The organism is Pannonibacter sp. SL95 (assembly GCF_026672425.1).
Lineage (GTDB): Bacteria > Pseudomonadota > Alphaproteobacteria > Rhizobiales > Stappiaceae > Pannonibacter.
In genome coordinates, this window is the sequence record NZ_JAPPRC010000006.1 from 1,151,782 (window position 1) to 1,168,369 (window position 16,588).

The window sequence follows — 16,588 nt, forward strand, 5'->3', positions numbered from 1 at the left end:
ACCGGATGAGGATAAAGCCCCAAGCTATCATAGTAACGGAAGAGTTAAGGCTTTCCTGTGCCTTTGAAGGGGTCGCGCGCCCTGTCCCGAGAAGCGGTCGCTGGCGGGAAAGACGCGCGCCAGACCCACGGCCTTATCGCGTGGCAGCCCGTGTTTGCTGCGTCTTTTCCCTGGCTTCGATGGCTGCACCCAGCTCATCGAGGCCGGTCAGGACATGGACGCTTGCAGCATCCATACGCCGCAGGGCAGCAGTGATTCCGGAGGCATCGGAGCGAAAGGCCGCATCCAGTGCGGCCTTCGCCGATGCATGGACCTCCTCGTGCGGGGAAAGCAGGGCCTTGAAGGCCGGCATGCAGGTGATCTGCGGGTCTTTCAGGCCATCGTACCATTTGCCGAGCCGGCAGTTGCGGTGATCCGGTACATCGCTGCTTTTCCAGCTATCCTTGCCCATGCACGTATCAATGACCCGTTTCTTGAAGGCGACATGGTCGATCTTGGCCATATGGCAGAGACAGACATCGGATTCTGCAACAAACAGTTCCTTGGCCCGGTTGATGGAATGGGTCACCGCGCGATTGACGCCGTTGGCGATGTCTTCAACCATCTGCTTGCTGTCGTCGGCCATTCCGGCAATCGAGCTGATGTGCTCGGCAACGTCGCCGCTGGCTTTCTTTTGCTGATCGAGAATCCCGGCGATGTCATTCATGCGGGTCACAACGCCGCCGATCTTGCTGGCGAAATCCTCGATCTGCGTGGTGCTGATGTCGATCGCCCTCTCGCCTTCGACCACGGCTGCGGTCGAGCCGCGCATGTTGCCTTCGATCATCGACATGCCGTTGCTCAGCTCATGGATGCGGCGGGTGATCTCGTCGGTCGACTGGCCCGTCATTTCGGCGAGCTGCTTCACTTCAGAGGCGACAACGGCGAAGCCGCGCCCCGATTCGCCCGCCCTGACGGCCTCGATCGTGGCATTGAGAGCCAGCAGGTTGGTCTGCTTGGCAATGCGCTCGATGACCGAGAGGGTCTTGCCGATCTGCTCGGTGATCCCGGACAGGGTGTCGACGCTTTGAGACGTGCCACCAATCGCCATGGAAATGTCGCGAACGGAGTCGGCCAGCTGATGTATGGCCTTCCGGTTTTCCTCGATGGATGCGTAGCTGGTCTGCGCGTCGGCGGCGACCTGCGTACCTGCACTGGCAATTTCCTCGACCGAGGCCACGAGTTCGGTTGCCGCAGCTGAAATCGTCTGGCTATTGCTGGCGACCAGATTTGAATTCTTCTGCAGATAGGCAAGGTCAAGAAGGACCTGGTTGGTCTCCGACACCGTCTGCGCGATCGACTTGACCGAGTTGATCCGCCCTGCGCTCATCTCCTTGGTCTTGCGCGTTTCCTCCTCGGCCAGGAAACCGGCCATGTAGGCTTGCAGATCCTGTTCCAGGAGATCGAGAAGGCGAGTCAGGCCGCGGGACGGCGAACCGAACATGCTTTTGCGGCCCATGAGATCTTTCAGCAGGCGGGTTTGCACCCGCGCCCGGAAATGCAGCTCTGCCGCGATTCGCTGGCCAGCCATGGCATCTGCCCTGCCAGCTGCCATGGCGTTGTCTTGCAGGCCGTCGGCAGATGCCGTCAGCGCCTCGACCCAGCGGTCCGTCGCCGCCGCCTTGGTGCTTTTCCGCAGCCCTTGCTTGTCGTCCTGTTCGACCCACCGCACCGCTTCGTTGATCGCGGCGGCAAGAGAACGCTCAAGGGCGGGAGCAAACAGGGAAGCCGCCGTCTGCCGATTCGCAAGCTCACTCATGCCAAGTTCCTTTAGGGTCGTTTCGGCATGAGCATCGAACTTCATGGTTAATGAAACTATAAGCGTCAGCAGTCCTATAAATAAAAACATCGCCTTCCGACTGCCTTCGGAAGACGATGTCTTTTATGACTGGTATTAGTGACAGGAGGACTTTACCGGATCAGAACAGATCCGGCTCCGCAGACACATTCAGCAACCTGCGGGCGGCGGTCAGCGTGTTTGCCATCAGCATGGCAATGGTCATCGGGCCGACGCCGCCCGGAACCGGCGTGATGGCGCCGGCATGGGCTGCCGCTTCCGCGAAGGCGACATCGCCGACCAGCCGCGTGGCATCCGCGCCGCGCGAGGGATCCGGCACGCGGTTGATGCCGACATCAATCACCGTCGCGCCCGGCTTGATCCAGTCGCCCCGGACCATTTCCGGCCGGCCGACGGCAGCCACCACAACATCGGCACGGCGCACGACATCCGGCAGGTCGCGGGTGCGGCTGTGGGCGATGGTGACCGTGCAGCTTTCCGACAGGAGCAGCTGCGCCATCGGCTTGCCAACGATGTTGGAACGGCCGATGACCACGGCATCAAGGCCGGCAAGGGGGCGGGTCAGCGTGCGCTTCAACAGCACGAGGCTGCCGGCCGGCGTGCAGGGGACCAGCGCGCGTTCACGGTCACCGGTTGCCAGCAGGCCGACATTGACCGGATGAAAGCCATCGACGTCCTTTTCCGGCCGGATCAGCTGCAGCACCTTGCCTTCGTCGATGTGCTTGGGCAGCGGCAACTGCACGAGAATGCCGTGGATCGCCTCGTCAGCATTGAGCGCAGCGACCAGCGCCAGCAGCTCGGCTTCCGATGTGGTTGCCGGCAGCGTGTGCTTGACCGAGTGAAACCCGCAAGCGGCAGCGGCCTTGTCCTTATTGCGGACGTAGACCTGGCTGGCCGGATCCTCGCCGACCAGTACGACCGCGAGGCCGGGCTGACGGCCGGTCTCGGCCAGAAGACGGCCGGCGCGGGCGGTGATTTCTGCGCGCACGGAAGCGGCGATCGCCTTTCCGTCAATGAGAGTTGCCTGATGAGGGGGCTGGCTCATGGGGAAGGCCTTTCGGTCCGGCGCCATAGGGGAGAGGGCGCGCATGTGGCTGAAGTCGCGCGCACATTATGAATCGCAGGCTTGCATGGAAAGTGGGGGGCGCGACATTTTCCTCCCCAAATGCGCCGCATCGGCGGATTTCTCTGGCCTGAGTCGGTTTCTACGACAGCCAAGCATGGCCGATTTCCCGCTGGAGCGGCCTTTGGACAGCCGGTATGAGCTGCAATGTGGCCGTTCGGCGGGCGAGAATCCGTTCAAACATCTCCTTGCGAAACCAAGTCCTTAATGATTTCCTTTCATTTCCTGTTGTAATTGAAGCACAGCGTTTCCGTCCTGCACAGGTGCGGGCTCAGCCCGGCTTGGACTTTGGCCGCGCCGAGTGCTAGGAGGAATGCCGGGATTGGATGGAGCAGGCGGGGAACCGATGCGGTCGTTGTGGCTTTTGTCTTGTGTACTGCTTGCTGCTGGCTGTTCGGCGTTGCCTTCCGAAGGCCCCACCGCGATTGGCATCACCTCTGACCAGATCACGGCTGACCAGTCGGCTGTTCCGTCGGGCATGGAAAAATATGCCGTCATCGACGTGAACCCGTCCAACATCGAGTACCTGAAGAATTATCGCCCGCTGGCTTTCATGAACCAGTTCAAGGGTGTTGGCGGCGGCGGATCGAGCGCAAGGCTCGGCGTTGGCGACAATCTGCAGATCAAGATCTGGGAAGCCTCGCGTGAGGGGCTGTTCTCCAACGGCAGCGACAGCACCCAGATTCCTGCGACGATCGACGAGAGCGGCTTTATCTTCGTCCCCTACGCCGGACGCATTCAGGCAGCCGGCCAATCGGTCGAAGGTCTGCGCCAGACCATCGAAAGCAAGCTGGCCGGCAAGGCCATCGAACCGCAGGTTCTGGTCGTCGTCTCCGGCAAGATGAGCTCCACCGCCGTGGTGGTCGGCGATGTTGCCAAGCCGGGCGTCTATCCGCTGCAGGTGCGCGACACCCGTCTGCTGGAACTGGTGGCCCAGGCCGGTGGCGCCCGTGCGGCAACCTACGAAACCGTCGTGACGCTGAAGCGCGGCGCGCGCTCCGGCACGACCCGGCTCGAGCATCTGATCGATTTCCCGGAAAACAACGTGCTCGTGGCACCGGGCGACAATGTGCTGCTGTCACATCGCCCGCGCACATTCTCGGCCTTCGGCGCGCTCAAGGCCAACCAGCTCGTCCCCTTCCGCACCAAGTCGGTGTCGATGGCAGAAGCGCTTGCCACCGTTGGCGGCCTGAATGACTACCGCGCCGATGCTGGCGGCATCTTCCTGTTCCGCTACGAAGAGGCAGATCTTGTCCGCCAGCTGCGCCCGGATCTGGCGCAGAAGATGGCTGGCCAGACCGAAGTTCCGGTCGTCTACCGCGTCAGCCTGCAGGATCCGCGCGGCTTCTTCATGACCCGCTTCTTCGAGATGCGTGACAAGGATATCCTCTATGTCGCGAACCATCCGACGGCGGAGTTTGGCAAGTTCCTGCAGATCATCGCACCGCTGACCAACAACGCGCTCAGTGTTGCCGCGATCTTGAACAAGTAATCCCTCCCTGTTCGTAGGGGTGAACAAGGACGGTGCCATGGCGGACAAGCCGCAAGGGCAGGGCATGAGCGGGCCAGAACCGTCCGGCGGTGGCAAGAAGACTTTCGTCTTTCTGCAAGGCCCGCCCTCGGTGTTCTGCCGCCGTGTCGCTGACGAGCTGGACCTGCTCGGCCACCGGACCCACCGGATCAACCTGTGCCCGGGCGACTGGCTCGCCTGGCACGACCGCAGGGCCGTCAATTACCGGGGCTCGCTCGCAGGCTTCAAGGATTGGCTGCGGGAATTCGTGCGCAAGGTCGGGGCGACGGACATCGTCTATTACGCCGACCGTCTGCCGTATCATGTCGCAGCTGCCGAGATCGCGGACGAGCTGGGCCTGACGGCCAGCGCCTATGAGTTCGGCTATCTGCGCCCGGACTGGATCACGCTGGAGCGCAATGGCATGTCGGCCCATTCGCGGTTTCCGGAAGATCCGGAGCGGATCCGGGCGCTGGCTGAAGGGTTGCCGCCAATCGACCGCCGGCCGCTCTACACCCATCCCTTCTGGATGGAGGCGTTTCACGAGGTCGTCTACAACCTCTCCAACGTCTTCTGCGCCTGGTTTTCCTTCCCGCGCTTCTACCGCGACCGGTTCTATCATCCGCTGGCGGAATATCTGCGTTTCATTCCGCGTCTGGTGCAGTCGAGCTGGCGCAACAGCGTGGCCGAGCATCTGATCGACGATGTCATCGGAAGCGGGATCCCCTATTACGTCTTTCCGCTGCAGATCCAGAGCGACTACCAGCTGCGCTACAACTCGCCCTTCAGCCACATCGGCGAGGCGGCGGAAGAGGTCATCCGCTCCTTCGCCAAGTCCGCGCCGGTGTCGGCCCGTCTGGTGTTCAAGATCCACCCGCTCGACAATGGCATCGAGCCCTGGCCGAAGCTCCTGAAGCAGATCGCCCGGCGCTATGGTGTGCGCAAGCGCGTCTATGTGATCGACGGCGGCAACCTGAACCGGCTGCTGGAACACGCCAAGGGCGCGCTGATGATCAACAGCACCACCGGCATTCACGCCCTGCGCGTCGGCTGCCCCACCAAGGTGCTCGGCATTGCCCTTTATGACATCGCCGGTCTCACCAGCCAGGTGCCGCTCGACCAGTTCTGGGCCGACCGGACACCGCCGGACGCCGGCTTGCTGGATCAGCTGGAGCGCCTGCTGGCCGCCACGATCCAGGTAAAGGGCAATTTCTACGTCGAGAAAGGCCGGCGGGCAGGGGCCTATGCCATGGCCCGGCGGCTCGCAGATGGCAGCGTGAACGGCCTCGGCACGCTCGAAACGCCGCCGCCACGGCTGGCCAGGGCGCGGGCTGCCGGCATCGCCACGACCTTCGACGAGCAGATCAATGATGGCACGCACACCGAACGGTGGTTCCATGCCTGGCGCGGCTGACAACGAGGCGAGCGCCCGCCGCCATGTGCTGCTGGACATCACGCGGCTGATGGGGCGCGGTCTGCGCTCCTCGCCGACCGGCATCGACCGGGTGGAGTTTGCCTATCTGGACCATCTGCTGGCGCGGCCCGACATCGAGCTTGGCTTTGTCGAGGCCGGCGACTTCGGCTTGCGTCTGTTGTCCCGGGACATTGGTCAGGATCTCAGGGACCGGACGGCTGCCAACTGGGGCGTTGCCGACAGCACTGCCAGCCCGGCCTATGCGCGCACGTTGACCTTCCTCGGCCTGCCTGCCGATGCGCCAGCGCGTGGCCCCGGCCGCCGCGATGCCGTGACAGGAGCTGCGGCTTGGGTGAAGCGCGCGGCCGGCCAGGTGGTCGGCACCCTGTCGAACATCCCCGGCCATATCGGCGGCGCTGTCTACATCAACGTCGCCCACTCCAACCTGACCGCGCCGGCGCTGCCGCGCTGGCTGCAGCGCTCCGGCGTCCGGCCGGTGTTCCTGATCCATGATCTTATCCCGATCACCCATCCGGAATACTGCCGTCCAGGACACGCAGACCTGCACCGGCGCAGGATGGCGACCGTGGCGGCCCATGCCGAGCTGGTGATCACCAACTCCGCCTATACCCGCGATGTGTTCGAGGCCCATGTGACCGCATCCGGCCTCCGGATGCCCCGCACGGAAGTCGCGCTGCTCGGGATCGAGGACCAGTTCCAGGCTCGCGCCGGCGCCCTCGCCGTGCCGCAGCCCGACACGCCCTATTTTGTTGTTCTGGGCACCATCGAGCCGCGCAAGAACCATCTGCTGCTCATGCCCTTGTGGCGCGACATGGTCGAGCGGATGGGCGAGGCCGCGCCAAAGCTGGTGCTGATCGGTCGCCGGGGCTGGGAAAACGAGAACATCGCCGATTATCTCGACCGCTGTCCCGCCTTGAGCGCGCATGTGCATGAGGCCGGTGGCCTGACGGACGCGGAAGTGGCCGCGCTGATGCGGGGCGCCGCCGCCGTTCTCGTGCCGTCCTTTGTCGAAGGCTTCAGCCTGCCGCTGGTTGAGGCCGAGGCCTTGGGCGCGCCGGTCATTGCTTCCGACATTGCCGTTCACCGTGAGGTCGCAGGCCCCGCCGCCCGGCTCCTGTCACCGCTCGACGGCCTCGGCTGGATGCGGGCCATTGAGGGCCTTGCCCGCGGCGACCGGGGCGCCCGGCTCGACATCGAACCAGGCGTGCCCGAGGCCATGACCTGGCCCGCCCATTTCCGCGTGCTGGATCGCTTTCTTACCCGAGCCTCAGCCTAAACTGTGACTGGCATTCCGCCCCCTCAGAGCAGCCAGATGCCATTGGCGATCTGGGTGCCGACGAGGGACTGGTTTTCCGGGCTTTCGGAGAAACCGAGAAGCACGTCCTGGCGGTCCCATGTGCCGTTGGCGAGACGATCGAGCCAGCCGTTGAGGCCGACCTGGTCGGGGCCGCGGCCGAGCACGTTCTGGTACAGTGCAGTCAGATAAGTCGTGTTCGAAGTGCCGACGCCATAGCGCTGGATGAACTCGGCCGAACCGATGAAAGCGCCGGCCATCTGCTTCAACGTCATGCCCTGGTCGACCAGGTTGACGTTGTGCGACAGGCCCGGGCGGTCTGGCGTACGGGCAAAGGCGGCCTGATACAGACGATAGGTCTGGCCGGCGCTGCCGCTGAAATCGAAGGCGAGGGTGCCGTTGTCGAAGGTCAGGCGCTCGACGTCATAAAGCGTGTCACGGCCTTCGCTGCCAGTCTTGTCAGTGACGGTGAGCGTGGTGCCGTTGCGGGTGAAAGTGAAGTCACTGCCCGGTCCCTGATACTTGACCGTGTCGCGGCCAGCACCGCCGTAGACCGTGTCATTGCCGACGCTGGTGTAGCGGCCCTTGCCGGCAAACAGGCCGAAGACGTCATTGCCAGAGGTGCCGTTCACCGTGTGGCCGGAATAGCCCTCGATGAAGCGGTCGTTGTCCTTCATCGTCTCCTTGATCCAGCTCCAGTGACCGCCAATGTCGGTGAAGTAGGACTTGGTTGAGACGAGCCCGACGGCATAGGGGCCGTTGGAGGTGTCGTAGAAGATCGGGCCGCCGGAATTGCCCGGATTGATCTCCACATTGCCGTTGTTGACATAGATCTGGTCGGTGGCATCGGCATAGACCGAGCCTTCGTCGCGCACGGCATAATTGTCATAGGCGCCGGGGAAACCGATCACCGAGACGTTGCCGCCGTTGTTGAAGTCTGGATCCACGTCGAACCAGTTGTAGGTATCGCCCAGCGGCTTTGACAGCGACAGCAGGGCAATGTCCACCTCGGCGTGGCCCATGGTGCTGAACCGGTTGTCGCCGGCAGAAATCAACCCATCCCGATCCGGATCAAAGGCTCCGGGATTGGAATTGTTGTAGAAGTCCATCGCGGAATACGAATAGAAATTCTGGTTCGACTTGTCCGGATTGTAGACCGGATAAATCTTGATCGTGTCAGCAATGCGCCCGGCCTTTGGGTCATAGACCACATGGGCGGCGGTCAGCAGGTCGTTGCGGCCCACAAGGAACCCGGTTCCAGTATAGGTGGTGTTGCCCCAGGTCGCCTTGATGAAGACCACGGACTTCGCAGGGTAGGCGGTCTCGGTAACATAATACGTCATTCAAATCTCCAAACTGCGCCCTGCGCTCGCCCAGTCGATATCATTATCTGCCTCCTTGGCAGAAATACGGCAGCCAGTGGCGCAACCACCCTGTATCTGCCGAGTTGAAAAGCACCGCACGTACGGTTATGTCAGCTGGTCGCTTGCCCCTTCCGGAGACCTAGTTTGGACCCCTTTCGCCGACTTCTGAACCGTGGCACTGCAAAGAAGGCCGGGCAAGTGTTGCGTGAGGCTGACGAAGCCCGCGATGCCGGAAAATGGACCGAGGCGGCAGAGCTGTACGCCGCCTTCCTGGAGCTGAAGCCCGAGGCTGACGGCATCTGGATCCAGCGTGGCAACATGCTGAAGGAAGCGGGCCGCCATGACGATGCGCTGGCAGCCTTCGACCGGGCCATCGCGCTGAAGCCGGACAACGCCGATGCCTTCCTGATGAAGGGCCATCTGTTCAAGGTGATGGGCAACCTGGACGCTTGCGAGGTCGCCTATCGGCAGGCGTTTGTCCTCAACAGCGAAGACCGCACCGCATTCCGCGAGCTCAGGGCGCTGGGGGCAAGCCTTGATGCCGATACCTTTGCCGCTGCCGCCGGCAACCTGGCCGCGCGCGGCGAACAGGTGCTGATGGACCTGTCGGATATCTTCAAGTTCCTCAAGGATCACGCCACGGTGTCCGGCATCCAGCGGGTGCAGCTGCACCTGTCGGAAAGCATCATCCGCGCGGGCGGCGACACGTTCCGCCTGTCTTATCTGGATGAAGTCACCCGCGCCTATTACACGATTGCCGCCGAAACGGTGCTGGACCTGTCGGCAGCCTTGCGGCGCCAGCCGGTCGATCACGGCGAGATCCGGTCGATCATCGCGCGGGCGGAGCAGGGCGCAGAAGTCTATGTGCCGCGGGCCGGGGACGTGGTCTTTGTCGCCGGCGCGTTCTGGATGCTGCCGGACAGCGCCAATGTCTATCAGGCCCTAAAGCGGGCCGGGGTCCGGATCGCCGTCTACATCTACGACATCATCCCGATCACGCATCCGGAGTTCTGCGCGCCGGAGCTGGTGGCCCGTTTCTCGCGGTGCCTGTTCCATTTCATTCGCCTCGCCGATGTGATCTTCACGATCTCCGAGTTCTCGGCCGTTGATCTGAAGCGCTATTGCGCTGAGCGCGGCATCCCGCTCGCGCCCGTGCGTCCGGTGAAGCTGGCGCATCAGCTCGACAGCGGCGAGAGCTCTGCCGGGCGTGCCAGCCCTGCGGTCAAGTCCCTGCTCGACCGGCCCTTCGTGCTCTTCGTCTCCACCATCGAGGCGCGCAAGAACCACAATTACCTGTTCCAGATCTGGCAGAAGCTGCTGGAACGGCATCCTCGGGATCAGGTGCCGGAGCTTGTCTTCGTCGGCCGGCCGGGCTGGCGGGTGAAGGACCTGATGGGGAGCTTTGCCTCGCGCAACCATCTCGATGGCAAGCTGCACATCCTCAGCAACGTCTCGGATGCCGATCTGTCGCTGCTCTACCGCGCGGCGCAGTTCTCGGCCTTCCCGAGCTTTGTGGAAGGCTGGGGCCTGCCGATCGGCGAGAGCCTGGCCTTTGGCACGCCCTGCATTGCCTCGACCACATCCTCGATGCCGGAGGTCGGCGGCGACCTCGTCGACTATGTCGATCCCTACAACGTGACGGGCGGACTGGAGCTGGTGGAAGAATTGCTGTTCACGCCCGGAGCGCTGGACGCCCGCCGCGCACGCATTGCCAACGAGTTCCGCCCCGTGATCTGGCCGCAGGTTGCCGACGAGATGCGGACGCGGTTTGCCGAGGTTCTCGCCCGGACAGCGCCCTATGATGCGCCGGACAAGACCGGCAGCGATCTGGTGGCCCGGCTTGCGGCGGGCGCGCAGATCGACTTCGAAGAATCTGCGCTGGAGCCACGCATCGACCGGATGCGTGAACTGGCCGAGGCTGATTTTGTCTTTGATGACAAATGGATCTGGGACGAGCTTCAGGTCAAATGGCTGACCGGTAGCCAGGCGGATCTTGCATTCAGGCTGCCGGACGGGGCAGCTGCAGCGGGCAATGTCGTGCCGGTTGCGCTGGAGCTACAGTTCCGCAAGCCCGGCGCGGAGGGCAATCGCCTCGTGTTCCGCTCGGGCGGTGCCGAGGTCGGGCGGATGGACATCAAGACTGGAACCATCCTGGCGGTCTGCGGCGCTGAGGTGGATGCGCAGGGTGTGGTCCGGCTCGGGCTGTCGATCGAGGGAGTGATGCCGCGCGACGACCGGCTGCGGCCGATCCTGATGGCCGTGCGCAGCATCGGCGTCGGCAGCCCCGTCGCGGCGCAGTCGCTGGTCGTCATGGAGCAACGCATTCGCCTGGTCCGCCCCAAGCTCGAACGCTAGGAACAGTTTTCGCGGCCTCGCTCAGGGCACTTCGCTCTGGTCAATACGCTCTGGCCAATCCGCTCAGGAGGGCGGGAGCAGGGTGCTGGTGTCGAGATCGCCGGCGTCGTGGTGGCTCTTGCGGCGGAACTCGGCGTAGCCGATCGCCATGCGCCCGTCGAAGATGGCCTTCTCCGTCAGCAGGCGCACCTGCAGCGGCATCAGCGGGTCGGTGATCTCGAAGGACAGCGAGATTTCCATCCGGCCGCGCGAGGATACTGCCATGTGGGCCCGTGTCAGCTCGTGGTAGACGGGGCCTTCCGAGACGCCGACGTCGATGATGCAGGGCGTGCCCATGGCCTCGGCCGAGAAGCCGACGACGTAGCGCAGGGACCAGGCGCCTGCCGGAATGTGCATGTAGGGGCCAAAGGCAATGAAGCGCGCGCGCCCGGTCATGTCCAGCGGCAGGGTGACATGGTCATGCGGCGGATCACCGGCCAGGAAGAACTCCTTGGTGATGATCAGCGGCGTGTCACGCTGGCCGGCGAGCATCTGCTCGAAGCCACCCAGAACGTAGTCGGCTGCCGCTCCCAACGCCTCGCCGAAGCTCTCGATCAGGCCAGCCTTGGGGTCCGCGCCGCCGATTTCCGGTCCGGTCGCGTCGGCAAGCTGGGTCACGGTCCGCTCAAGCACACGCCGGGCCTGCGAGGCATCGGGCTTCAGCCCGTAGACGGCACCGATTCGTTGGATGGCGCTCAAAGGGTCCGCCAGCGCGTCTTCCAGATGCAGCCGGGTGACGTGATCAACGCCATCGAAGCCGACGAGACACGAACAATCCCCCGAGATCAGCCGGACGCTGGTGCGCTCATCGGCCTTGCCGCTGCTGAACAGATGCAGCGCACCCTGACGCGGGTCGGATAGGGCGAGCAGGAGAGGGCGGCGGAATTCCTTCAGCCGCGCCATCAGCGTCACATCCGGCCGGCCGACCGAGAAGACGAGATGGTCCCGGTCACTGCGCAGCAGTTCGGTCGCAACGTCGGCGAGGCTGCCGGCGATATGCGTGTCCGATGCCCGCTCCCCGCGTTCGGCAACCAGTTCGCACACGACGGCGCGGCACCAGCTGGTGAAGGGGCCCGGCAGGCCGAGAACGGTATAGATCATCCCTCGAAGTCCTGTTCCGGGCTGACCTCAGCCCTTGTGGCGGACCAGATCCGCCTCGACCATTTCGGTGATCATGTCTTCCAGGCTGGTCTTTGCGCTCCAGCCGAGCTTTGCACGGGCCTTGCCGGCATCACCGAGCAGCACATCCACTTCTGCCGGGCGCAGGAAGGCCGGGTTGATCCGGATATAGTCTTCCGGCTTCAGGCCGACATGGGCGAAGGCGATGTTGATCATGTCGCGCACCGTGGTGGTGCGGCCGGTTGCCACGACATAGTCATCCGGCGTGTCCTGCTGCAGCATCAGCCACATGGCCTCGACGTAGTCGCGGGCATGGCCCCAGTCGCGCTTGGCGTCGAGGTTGCCCATCTCGAGAACCTCCAGCTTGCCCAGCTTGATGCGGGCGACAGCATCGGTGACCTTGCGGGTCACGAACTCAAGACCGCGCAGCGGAGATTCGTGGTTGAACAGGATGCCGGACGTGGTGTGCATCCCGAAGCTCTCGCGGTAGTTCACCGTCATCCAGTGCGCATAGAGCTTGGCGGCAGCATAGGGCGAGCGCGGATAGAACGGGGTCGTTTCCGACTGCAGCGGCTCCTGGATGAGGCCATACATTTCGGAGGACGACGCCTGGTAGAAGCGCGCCTGAGGCGCTTCGATGCGCACGGCTTCCAGAACATTCACGGCACCGATGCCCGTGACGTTGCCGGTCAGCAGCGGCTGTTCCCAGGAGGATTTGACGAAGGACTGGGCGGCGAGGTTGTAGACTTCGTCCGGCTTGGTCTCGCGCACGGCGCGGATCAGGCAGGACAGGTCGGTCAGGTTGCCGTCAAGATATTCGACTTCGCGCTCGATGCCGAGCCAGCGCAGCCGGTGGTCATTGACGCCAAAATGGCTGGACCGGCGGACAAGGCCATAGACCTTGTAGCCCTTCTCCAGCAACAGCTTGGAGAGATAGGCGCCGTCCTGGCCGGTCACCCCCGTGATCAGAGCCGTCTTCGCCATCAAACAGCCACCCTTCGCATCTAACGCCTTGCCGTGTGGGGCTCGTAAAACCGAACCCAAGCCTCGGCGGATTAAACCTTCATCGGGGCAGCGTCAACTGAAGCGGTGGCCGCCGCGTCCGCGCCGCGCTTGAACGAGGGGCGGCAAACCGATACATCAAGGCATGCGAAGGTTGCGCCGGACGCAGGAGCGGTGGCTTGGCCTGCGCTGGATCTGGCCTGGTGGCGCAGCAAAGGCTGAAGGCCACGGGGACGGATGAACAGTGGATCTGGTGGCCAAGGCTGGAACCGGTCCACGGGCTGACCAGCCTCAGGGCCCGGAGATCCTGCAGTCCATAGGCCGGGACATAGGCAGAAACGGCCAGGAACGGCCAAAAACGGGTGATTTCGGCGTCGGCCGCCATCGGGGCGCCGCGCAGGACTGCCCAGAGAAACGCGATGAAAGACCAGCAGCTCAAGGAACCGTCCATGGTCAAGCCGGAGGCCCCTTCGGGATTCAAGACGCTTAGCCCGGCCAACATCGCCAAGCCGCTGCAGCGCCTGTCGCGTGCGCCCACCGGTGCCTTCGATCATGTGCGCAAGGACTGGAAGTCACGTCTGCGAATCGGCGGCTGGGGCTCGTTCATCGCGCTGGTGGTTGTGCCCACCTTCTTTGCCTTCATCTATTATGGCTTCATCGCGTCGGACCAGTACGAGTCCGAGGCCCGCTTCATCGTCCGCTCCTCGGAAAAGCCGCAGGTTGGCGGGTTGGGCGCGCTGCTTCAGACGACCGGCCTTGGACCGGCGCAGGAGGAAACCTATTCCGTCCTCGACTACATGGCCTCGCGCGACGGTCTGCGCGATGTGCAGGCGAGTGTCGACTACAAGGCCCTGATGGGCCGCGATTTCGTCGATTTCCTCAGTGCCTTTCCCAATCTCATCGATGGATCGACCTTCGAAGGCCTGTTCGACCACTACACCCGCCACGTGACGCCCAAGCACGACACGGCATCGGGCATTTCGACGATTACCGTCCGCGCCTTCACGCCGGACGATGCCAAGGCCATCACCGAGGCGCTGCTGAGCAACTCGGAACAGCTGATCAACCGGATGAACCAGCGCTCGCGCGAGGATTCGCTGGCCCTGGCACGGGAGGAAGTGCGCAATTCCGAACAGCGTGTCCTCGACAACCAGCTGCGGATGAAGGCGTTTCGCGTCAAGGAAGGCATCGTCGATCCGGAACTGGCCTCCAAGGCCGCGCTGGAACTGATCGGCGAGCTGTCCGGCGAACAGGCCAAGCTGGAAACCCAGCTGCGGCTCGTCAAGGAACAGACACCGAATAACGTCCAGATCCAGGTGCTGCAGAAGCGGCTGGATGCGCTTGTCGCGCAGCTCGATCAGGAGCGCGCCAAGCTCGTCAGCCAGAATGGCTCGCTCGTCGGCACCTATGCCGAATACGAGCAGCTGGTGCTGGAACAGGAATTCGCCTCCAAGGCGTTGCTGACGGCGCAGGCAAACCTCTCCTCCGCCCGGGTCGAGGCGGCGCGCAAGCAGCTGTATCTGGAGCGGATCGTCGAGCCGAACGCGCCTGACGATGCCCGCTATCCGCAGCGCATCTTGCGCATCCTCACCGTGTTCATGACGTTCTTCCTCGGCTATGCCATCATCTGGCTGCTGTATGTGAACGCCCGGGAGCACAAGCATTGAGCCTTCAGACCGGCAACGACGACAGGCAGACCGGCTGGCTGACCCAGGCCCGCGAAGTTGCGGCCACCCAGACCCGTGTGATCGGCGCGCTGGTGATGCGCGAGATCCACACGCGCTTTGGCCGCGACAACATCGGCTTTGCCTGGATCATCCTCGAGCCGGTCATGTTCTGCCTTGGTGTCATCGCCATGTGGTCGATCGCCAAGTCGAGCAGCCACGTCGAGACGCCGATCGTGCCGTTCCTCCTGTCCGGCTACATGCCGCTCCTGATGTACCGCCACTGCGTCATGCGGGCGCTGCGCTGCATGCAGGCGAATCTGGAGCTGATGTACCACCGCCAGGTGACGATCTTCGCCATGTACATGGCACGCATGGGGGTGGAGGTGATCGGCACGCTGGCCGCCTTCTTCATCACCTGGATCATCTTCTACATCTGGGGCTTCGTGGAGATGCCCGATGACCTCGGTCCGATCCTGTTCGGCTGGGGGCTCTATGCGTGGTATTCTGTTGCCGTCGCCATCCTGATCGGAGCCTTGTCCGAGCGCTCGGAGATCGTGGAGAAGATCTGGAACCCGCTGTCCTACATCATGATCCCGCTGTCCGGCACCTTCTACATGGTGAGCTGGCTGCCCGAGCCGTTCCGCGAATATGTGATCCTCGTGCCGCAGGTCAGCGCCGTCGAATACATCCGGCACGGCATCTTCGGCCCCACCGTTGCGACCTATTACAATCTGCCGGTTGCCATCTATGTCACGGCGGTGATCACCGTCCTCGGCCTCTATTTCCTCAAGGACGCCCGCTCCTATGTGGAACTGCAGTGAGCACGCCCCGTGATCCGCGTCGTTGACCTCGTCAAGGAGTACAGCCACGGCCACGGCACCAAGCGGGTGCTGGACGGGGTGAACTTTGAAGTCCGCAAGGGCGAGCGCCTGGCCGTTCTCGGCCGCAACGGTGCCGGCAAGTCGACGCTCGTGCGTCTGCTCGGCGGACTGGAATATCCGACGTCCGGCAAGATCCAGTGTGACATGACCCTGTCCTGGCCCCTCGGCCTCAACGGTGGCTTCCAGGGCAGCCTGACCGGCATCGACAACATGAAGTTCATCGCGCGGCTGTACAATCGGCCTTACCGCGAGGTCTTCGACTATGTGGAATATTTTTCCGAGCTTGGCGCTTATCTCGCGCAGCCGGTGAAAACCTATTCCTCGGGCATGCGGGCCCGTCTCGCCTTTGGTCTGTCGCTGGCGATCGATTTCGACTGCTACCTGATCGACGAGGTGATCTTCGTCGGTGACCAGCGCTTTCACCGCAAGTGCAAGGAAGAGATCTTCGAAAAGCGGGCGGATCGGGCATTGTTGCTGGTCTCGCATGACGCCGCGATCCTCAACGACTATTGCAACGGCGCTCTGGTGCTGCATCAGGGCCGCTCGAAGTTTTTTCAGGATATTTCGCTCGCCCTTGATATCTATAACAATCTCTGATCCCACGCGGCTTTGACGTGCCGCGCCCGGACCCTTATAGGGATGGGATTGACGACAAGGGCGGATAGCCCTCCATGCAACCAACAAGAAAGACGAGACAGATGAGCGCTTCGGACAACACCGTCACCATCGATGGCAAGGTTTACAAGCTTTCCGACCTCAGCGCGGAAGCACAGAACCAGCTGCGCAACCTGCAGGAAGTCGACCGCAAGATCGCCATGGCTCAGAACGAGATCGAGACCATGACGACCTGGCGCACGATCCACAGCCATGCGCTGAAGGTCGAACTCGACAACATGGCCTGATCGTCTGCTCCCGTCCCCTGCCGTGCGGCGGGGGAGGGGGGAGGCCAGGCAGGACTGGTC

The 16,588-nt window shown here is 63.3% G+C and carries 13 protein-coding genes; 8 read left to right on the plus strand and 5 right to left on the minus strand.

Going from position 1 to position 16,588, the window contains the following annotated elements; genetic code table 11:
- Window positions 1–133 precede the first annotated feature (133 nt).
- The gene (locus OVA12_RS22240) at window positions 134–1,798 is read right to left on the minus strand and encodes a methyl-accepting chemotaxis protein (RefSeq protein ID WP_268140869.1); all 1,665 of its coding nucleotides are present in this window, start codon (window positions 1,796–1,798) and stop codon (window positions 134–136) included.
- A 160-nt stretch (window positions 1,799–1,958) separates the two neighbouring features.
- A complete protein-coding gene (folD, locus tag OVA12_RS22245) occupies window positions 1,959–2,882 on the minus strand; it encodes a bifunctional methylenetetrahydrofolate dehydrogenase/methenyltetrahydrofolate cyclohydrolase FolD (RefSeq protein WP_268140871.1) in 924 nt (307 codons plus the stop codon).
- Between the two features lie 478 nt (window positions 2,883–3,360).
- On the opposite strand from folD, the gene OVA12_RS22250 reads away from it, so the two are divergent.
- Genes OVA12_RS22250 through OVA12_RS22260 form a run of 3 tightly spaced genes read left to right on the plus strand, consistent with a single transcriptional unit; the run spans window position 3,361 to window position 7,181 of the window.
- Window positions 3,361–4,452 (plus strand): polysaccharide biosynthesis/export family protein, encoded by a 1,092-nt coding sequence (locus OVA12_RS22250; RefSeq protein ID WP_268140873.1) that lies wholly within the window; start codon window positions 3,361–3,363, stop codon window positions 4,450–4,452.
- A 37-nt stretch (window positions 4,453–4,489) separates the two neighbouring features.
- Complete coding sequence (locus OVA12_RS22255; RefSeq protein ID WP_268140874.1) at window positions 4,490–5,884, plus strand: capsule biosynthesis protein; 1,395 nt, start codon at window positions 4,490–4,492, stop codon at window positions 5,882–5,884.
- On the plus strand, window positions 5,841–7,181 hold the full coding sequence (locus tag OVA12_RS22260) for a glycosyltransferase family 4 protein (RefSeq protein WP_268140876.1): 1,341 nt from the start codon (window positions 5,841–5,843) through the stop codon (window positions 7,179–7,181). The genes OVA12_RS22255 and OVA12_RS22260 overlap by 44 nt, the downstream gene beginning before the upstream one ends.
- Before the next feature lie 23 nt (window positions 7,182–7,204).
- Here OVA12_RS22260 and OVA12_RS22265 read toward each other — a convergent pair whose 3' ends face one another.
- Complete coding sequence (locus tag OVA12_RS22265) at window positions 7,205–8,542, minus strand: DUF4214 domain-containing protein (protein ID WP_268140878.1); 1,338 nt, start codon at window positions 8,540–8,542, stop codon at window positions 7,205–7,207.
- 219 nt (window positions 8,543–8,761) lie between these two features.
- Here OVA12_RS22265 and OVA12_RS22270 point away from each other — a divergent pair, with 219 nt between their 5' ends.
- A complete protein-coding gene (locus OVA12_RS22270; RefSeq protein WP_268140880.1) occupies window positions 8,762–10,918 on the plus strand; it encodes a glycosyltransferase family 4 protein in 2,157 nt (718 codons plus the stop codon).
- Between the two features lie 63 nt (window positions 10,919–10,981).
- Here OVA12_RS22270 and OVA12_RS22275 read toward each other — a convergent pair whose 3' ends face one another.
- The gene (locus OVA12_RS22275; RefSeq protein ID WP_268140882.1) at window positions 10,982–12,058 is read right to left on the minus strand and encodes a hypothetical protein; all 1,077 of its coding nucleotides are present in this window, start codon (window positions 12,056–12,058) and stop codon (window positions 10,982–10,984) included.
- Window positions 12,059–12,085: 27 nt separating this feature from the next.
- A complete protein-coding gene (gene gmd / locus OVA12_RS22280; RefSeq protein ID WP_268140884.1) occupies window positions 12,086–13,060 on the minus strand; it encodes a GDP-mannose 4,6-dehydratase in 975 nt (324 codons plus the stop codon).
- A 437-nt stretch (window positions 13,061–13,497) separates the two neighbouring features.
- Between gmd and OVA12_RS22285 the strand changes: the two genes are divergently transcribed.
- The 4 genes from OVA12_RS22285 (at window position 13,498) to OVA12_RS22300 (ending at window position 16,528) form a co-directional block, all read left to right on the plus strand.
- Complete coding sequence (locus OVA12_RS22285; protein ID WP_268140886.1) at window positions 13,498–14,745, plus strand: capsule biosynthesis protein; 1,248 nt, start codon at window positions 13,498–13,500, stop codon at window positions 14,743–14,745.
- Window positions 14,742–15,566, plus strand: coding sequence for an ABC transporter permease (locus OVA12_RS22290; RefSeq protein WP_268140887.1), 825 nt, complete (start codon window positions 14,742–14,744; stop codon window positions 15,564–15,566). The genes OVA12_RS22285 and OVA12_RS22290 overlap by 4 nt, the downstream gene beginning before the upstream one ends.
- 9 nt (window positions 15,567–15,575) lie before the next feature.
- A complete protein-coding gene (locus OVA12_RS22295) occupies window positions 15,576–16,223 on the plus strand; it encodes an ABC transporter ATP-binding protein (RefSeq protein ID WP_268140889.1) in 648 nt (215 codons plus the stop codon).
- 101 nt (window positions 16,224–16,324) lie between these two features.
- Entirely contained in the window at window positions 16,325–16,528 is a 204-nt protein-coding gene (locus tag OVA12_RS22300) for a DUF6447 family protein (RefSeq protein ID WP_268140891.1), read from the plus strand.
- Window positions 16,529–16,588: the final 60 nt, after the last annotated feature.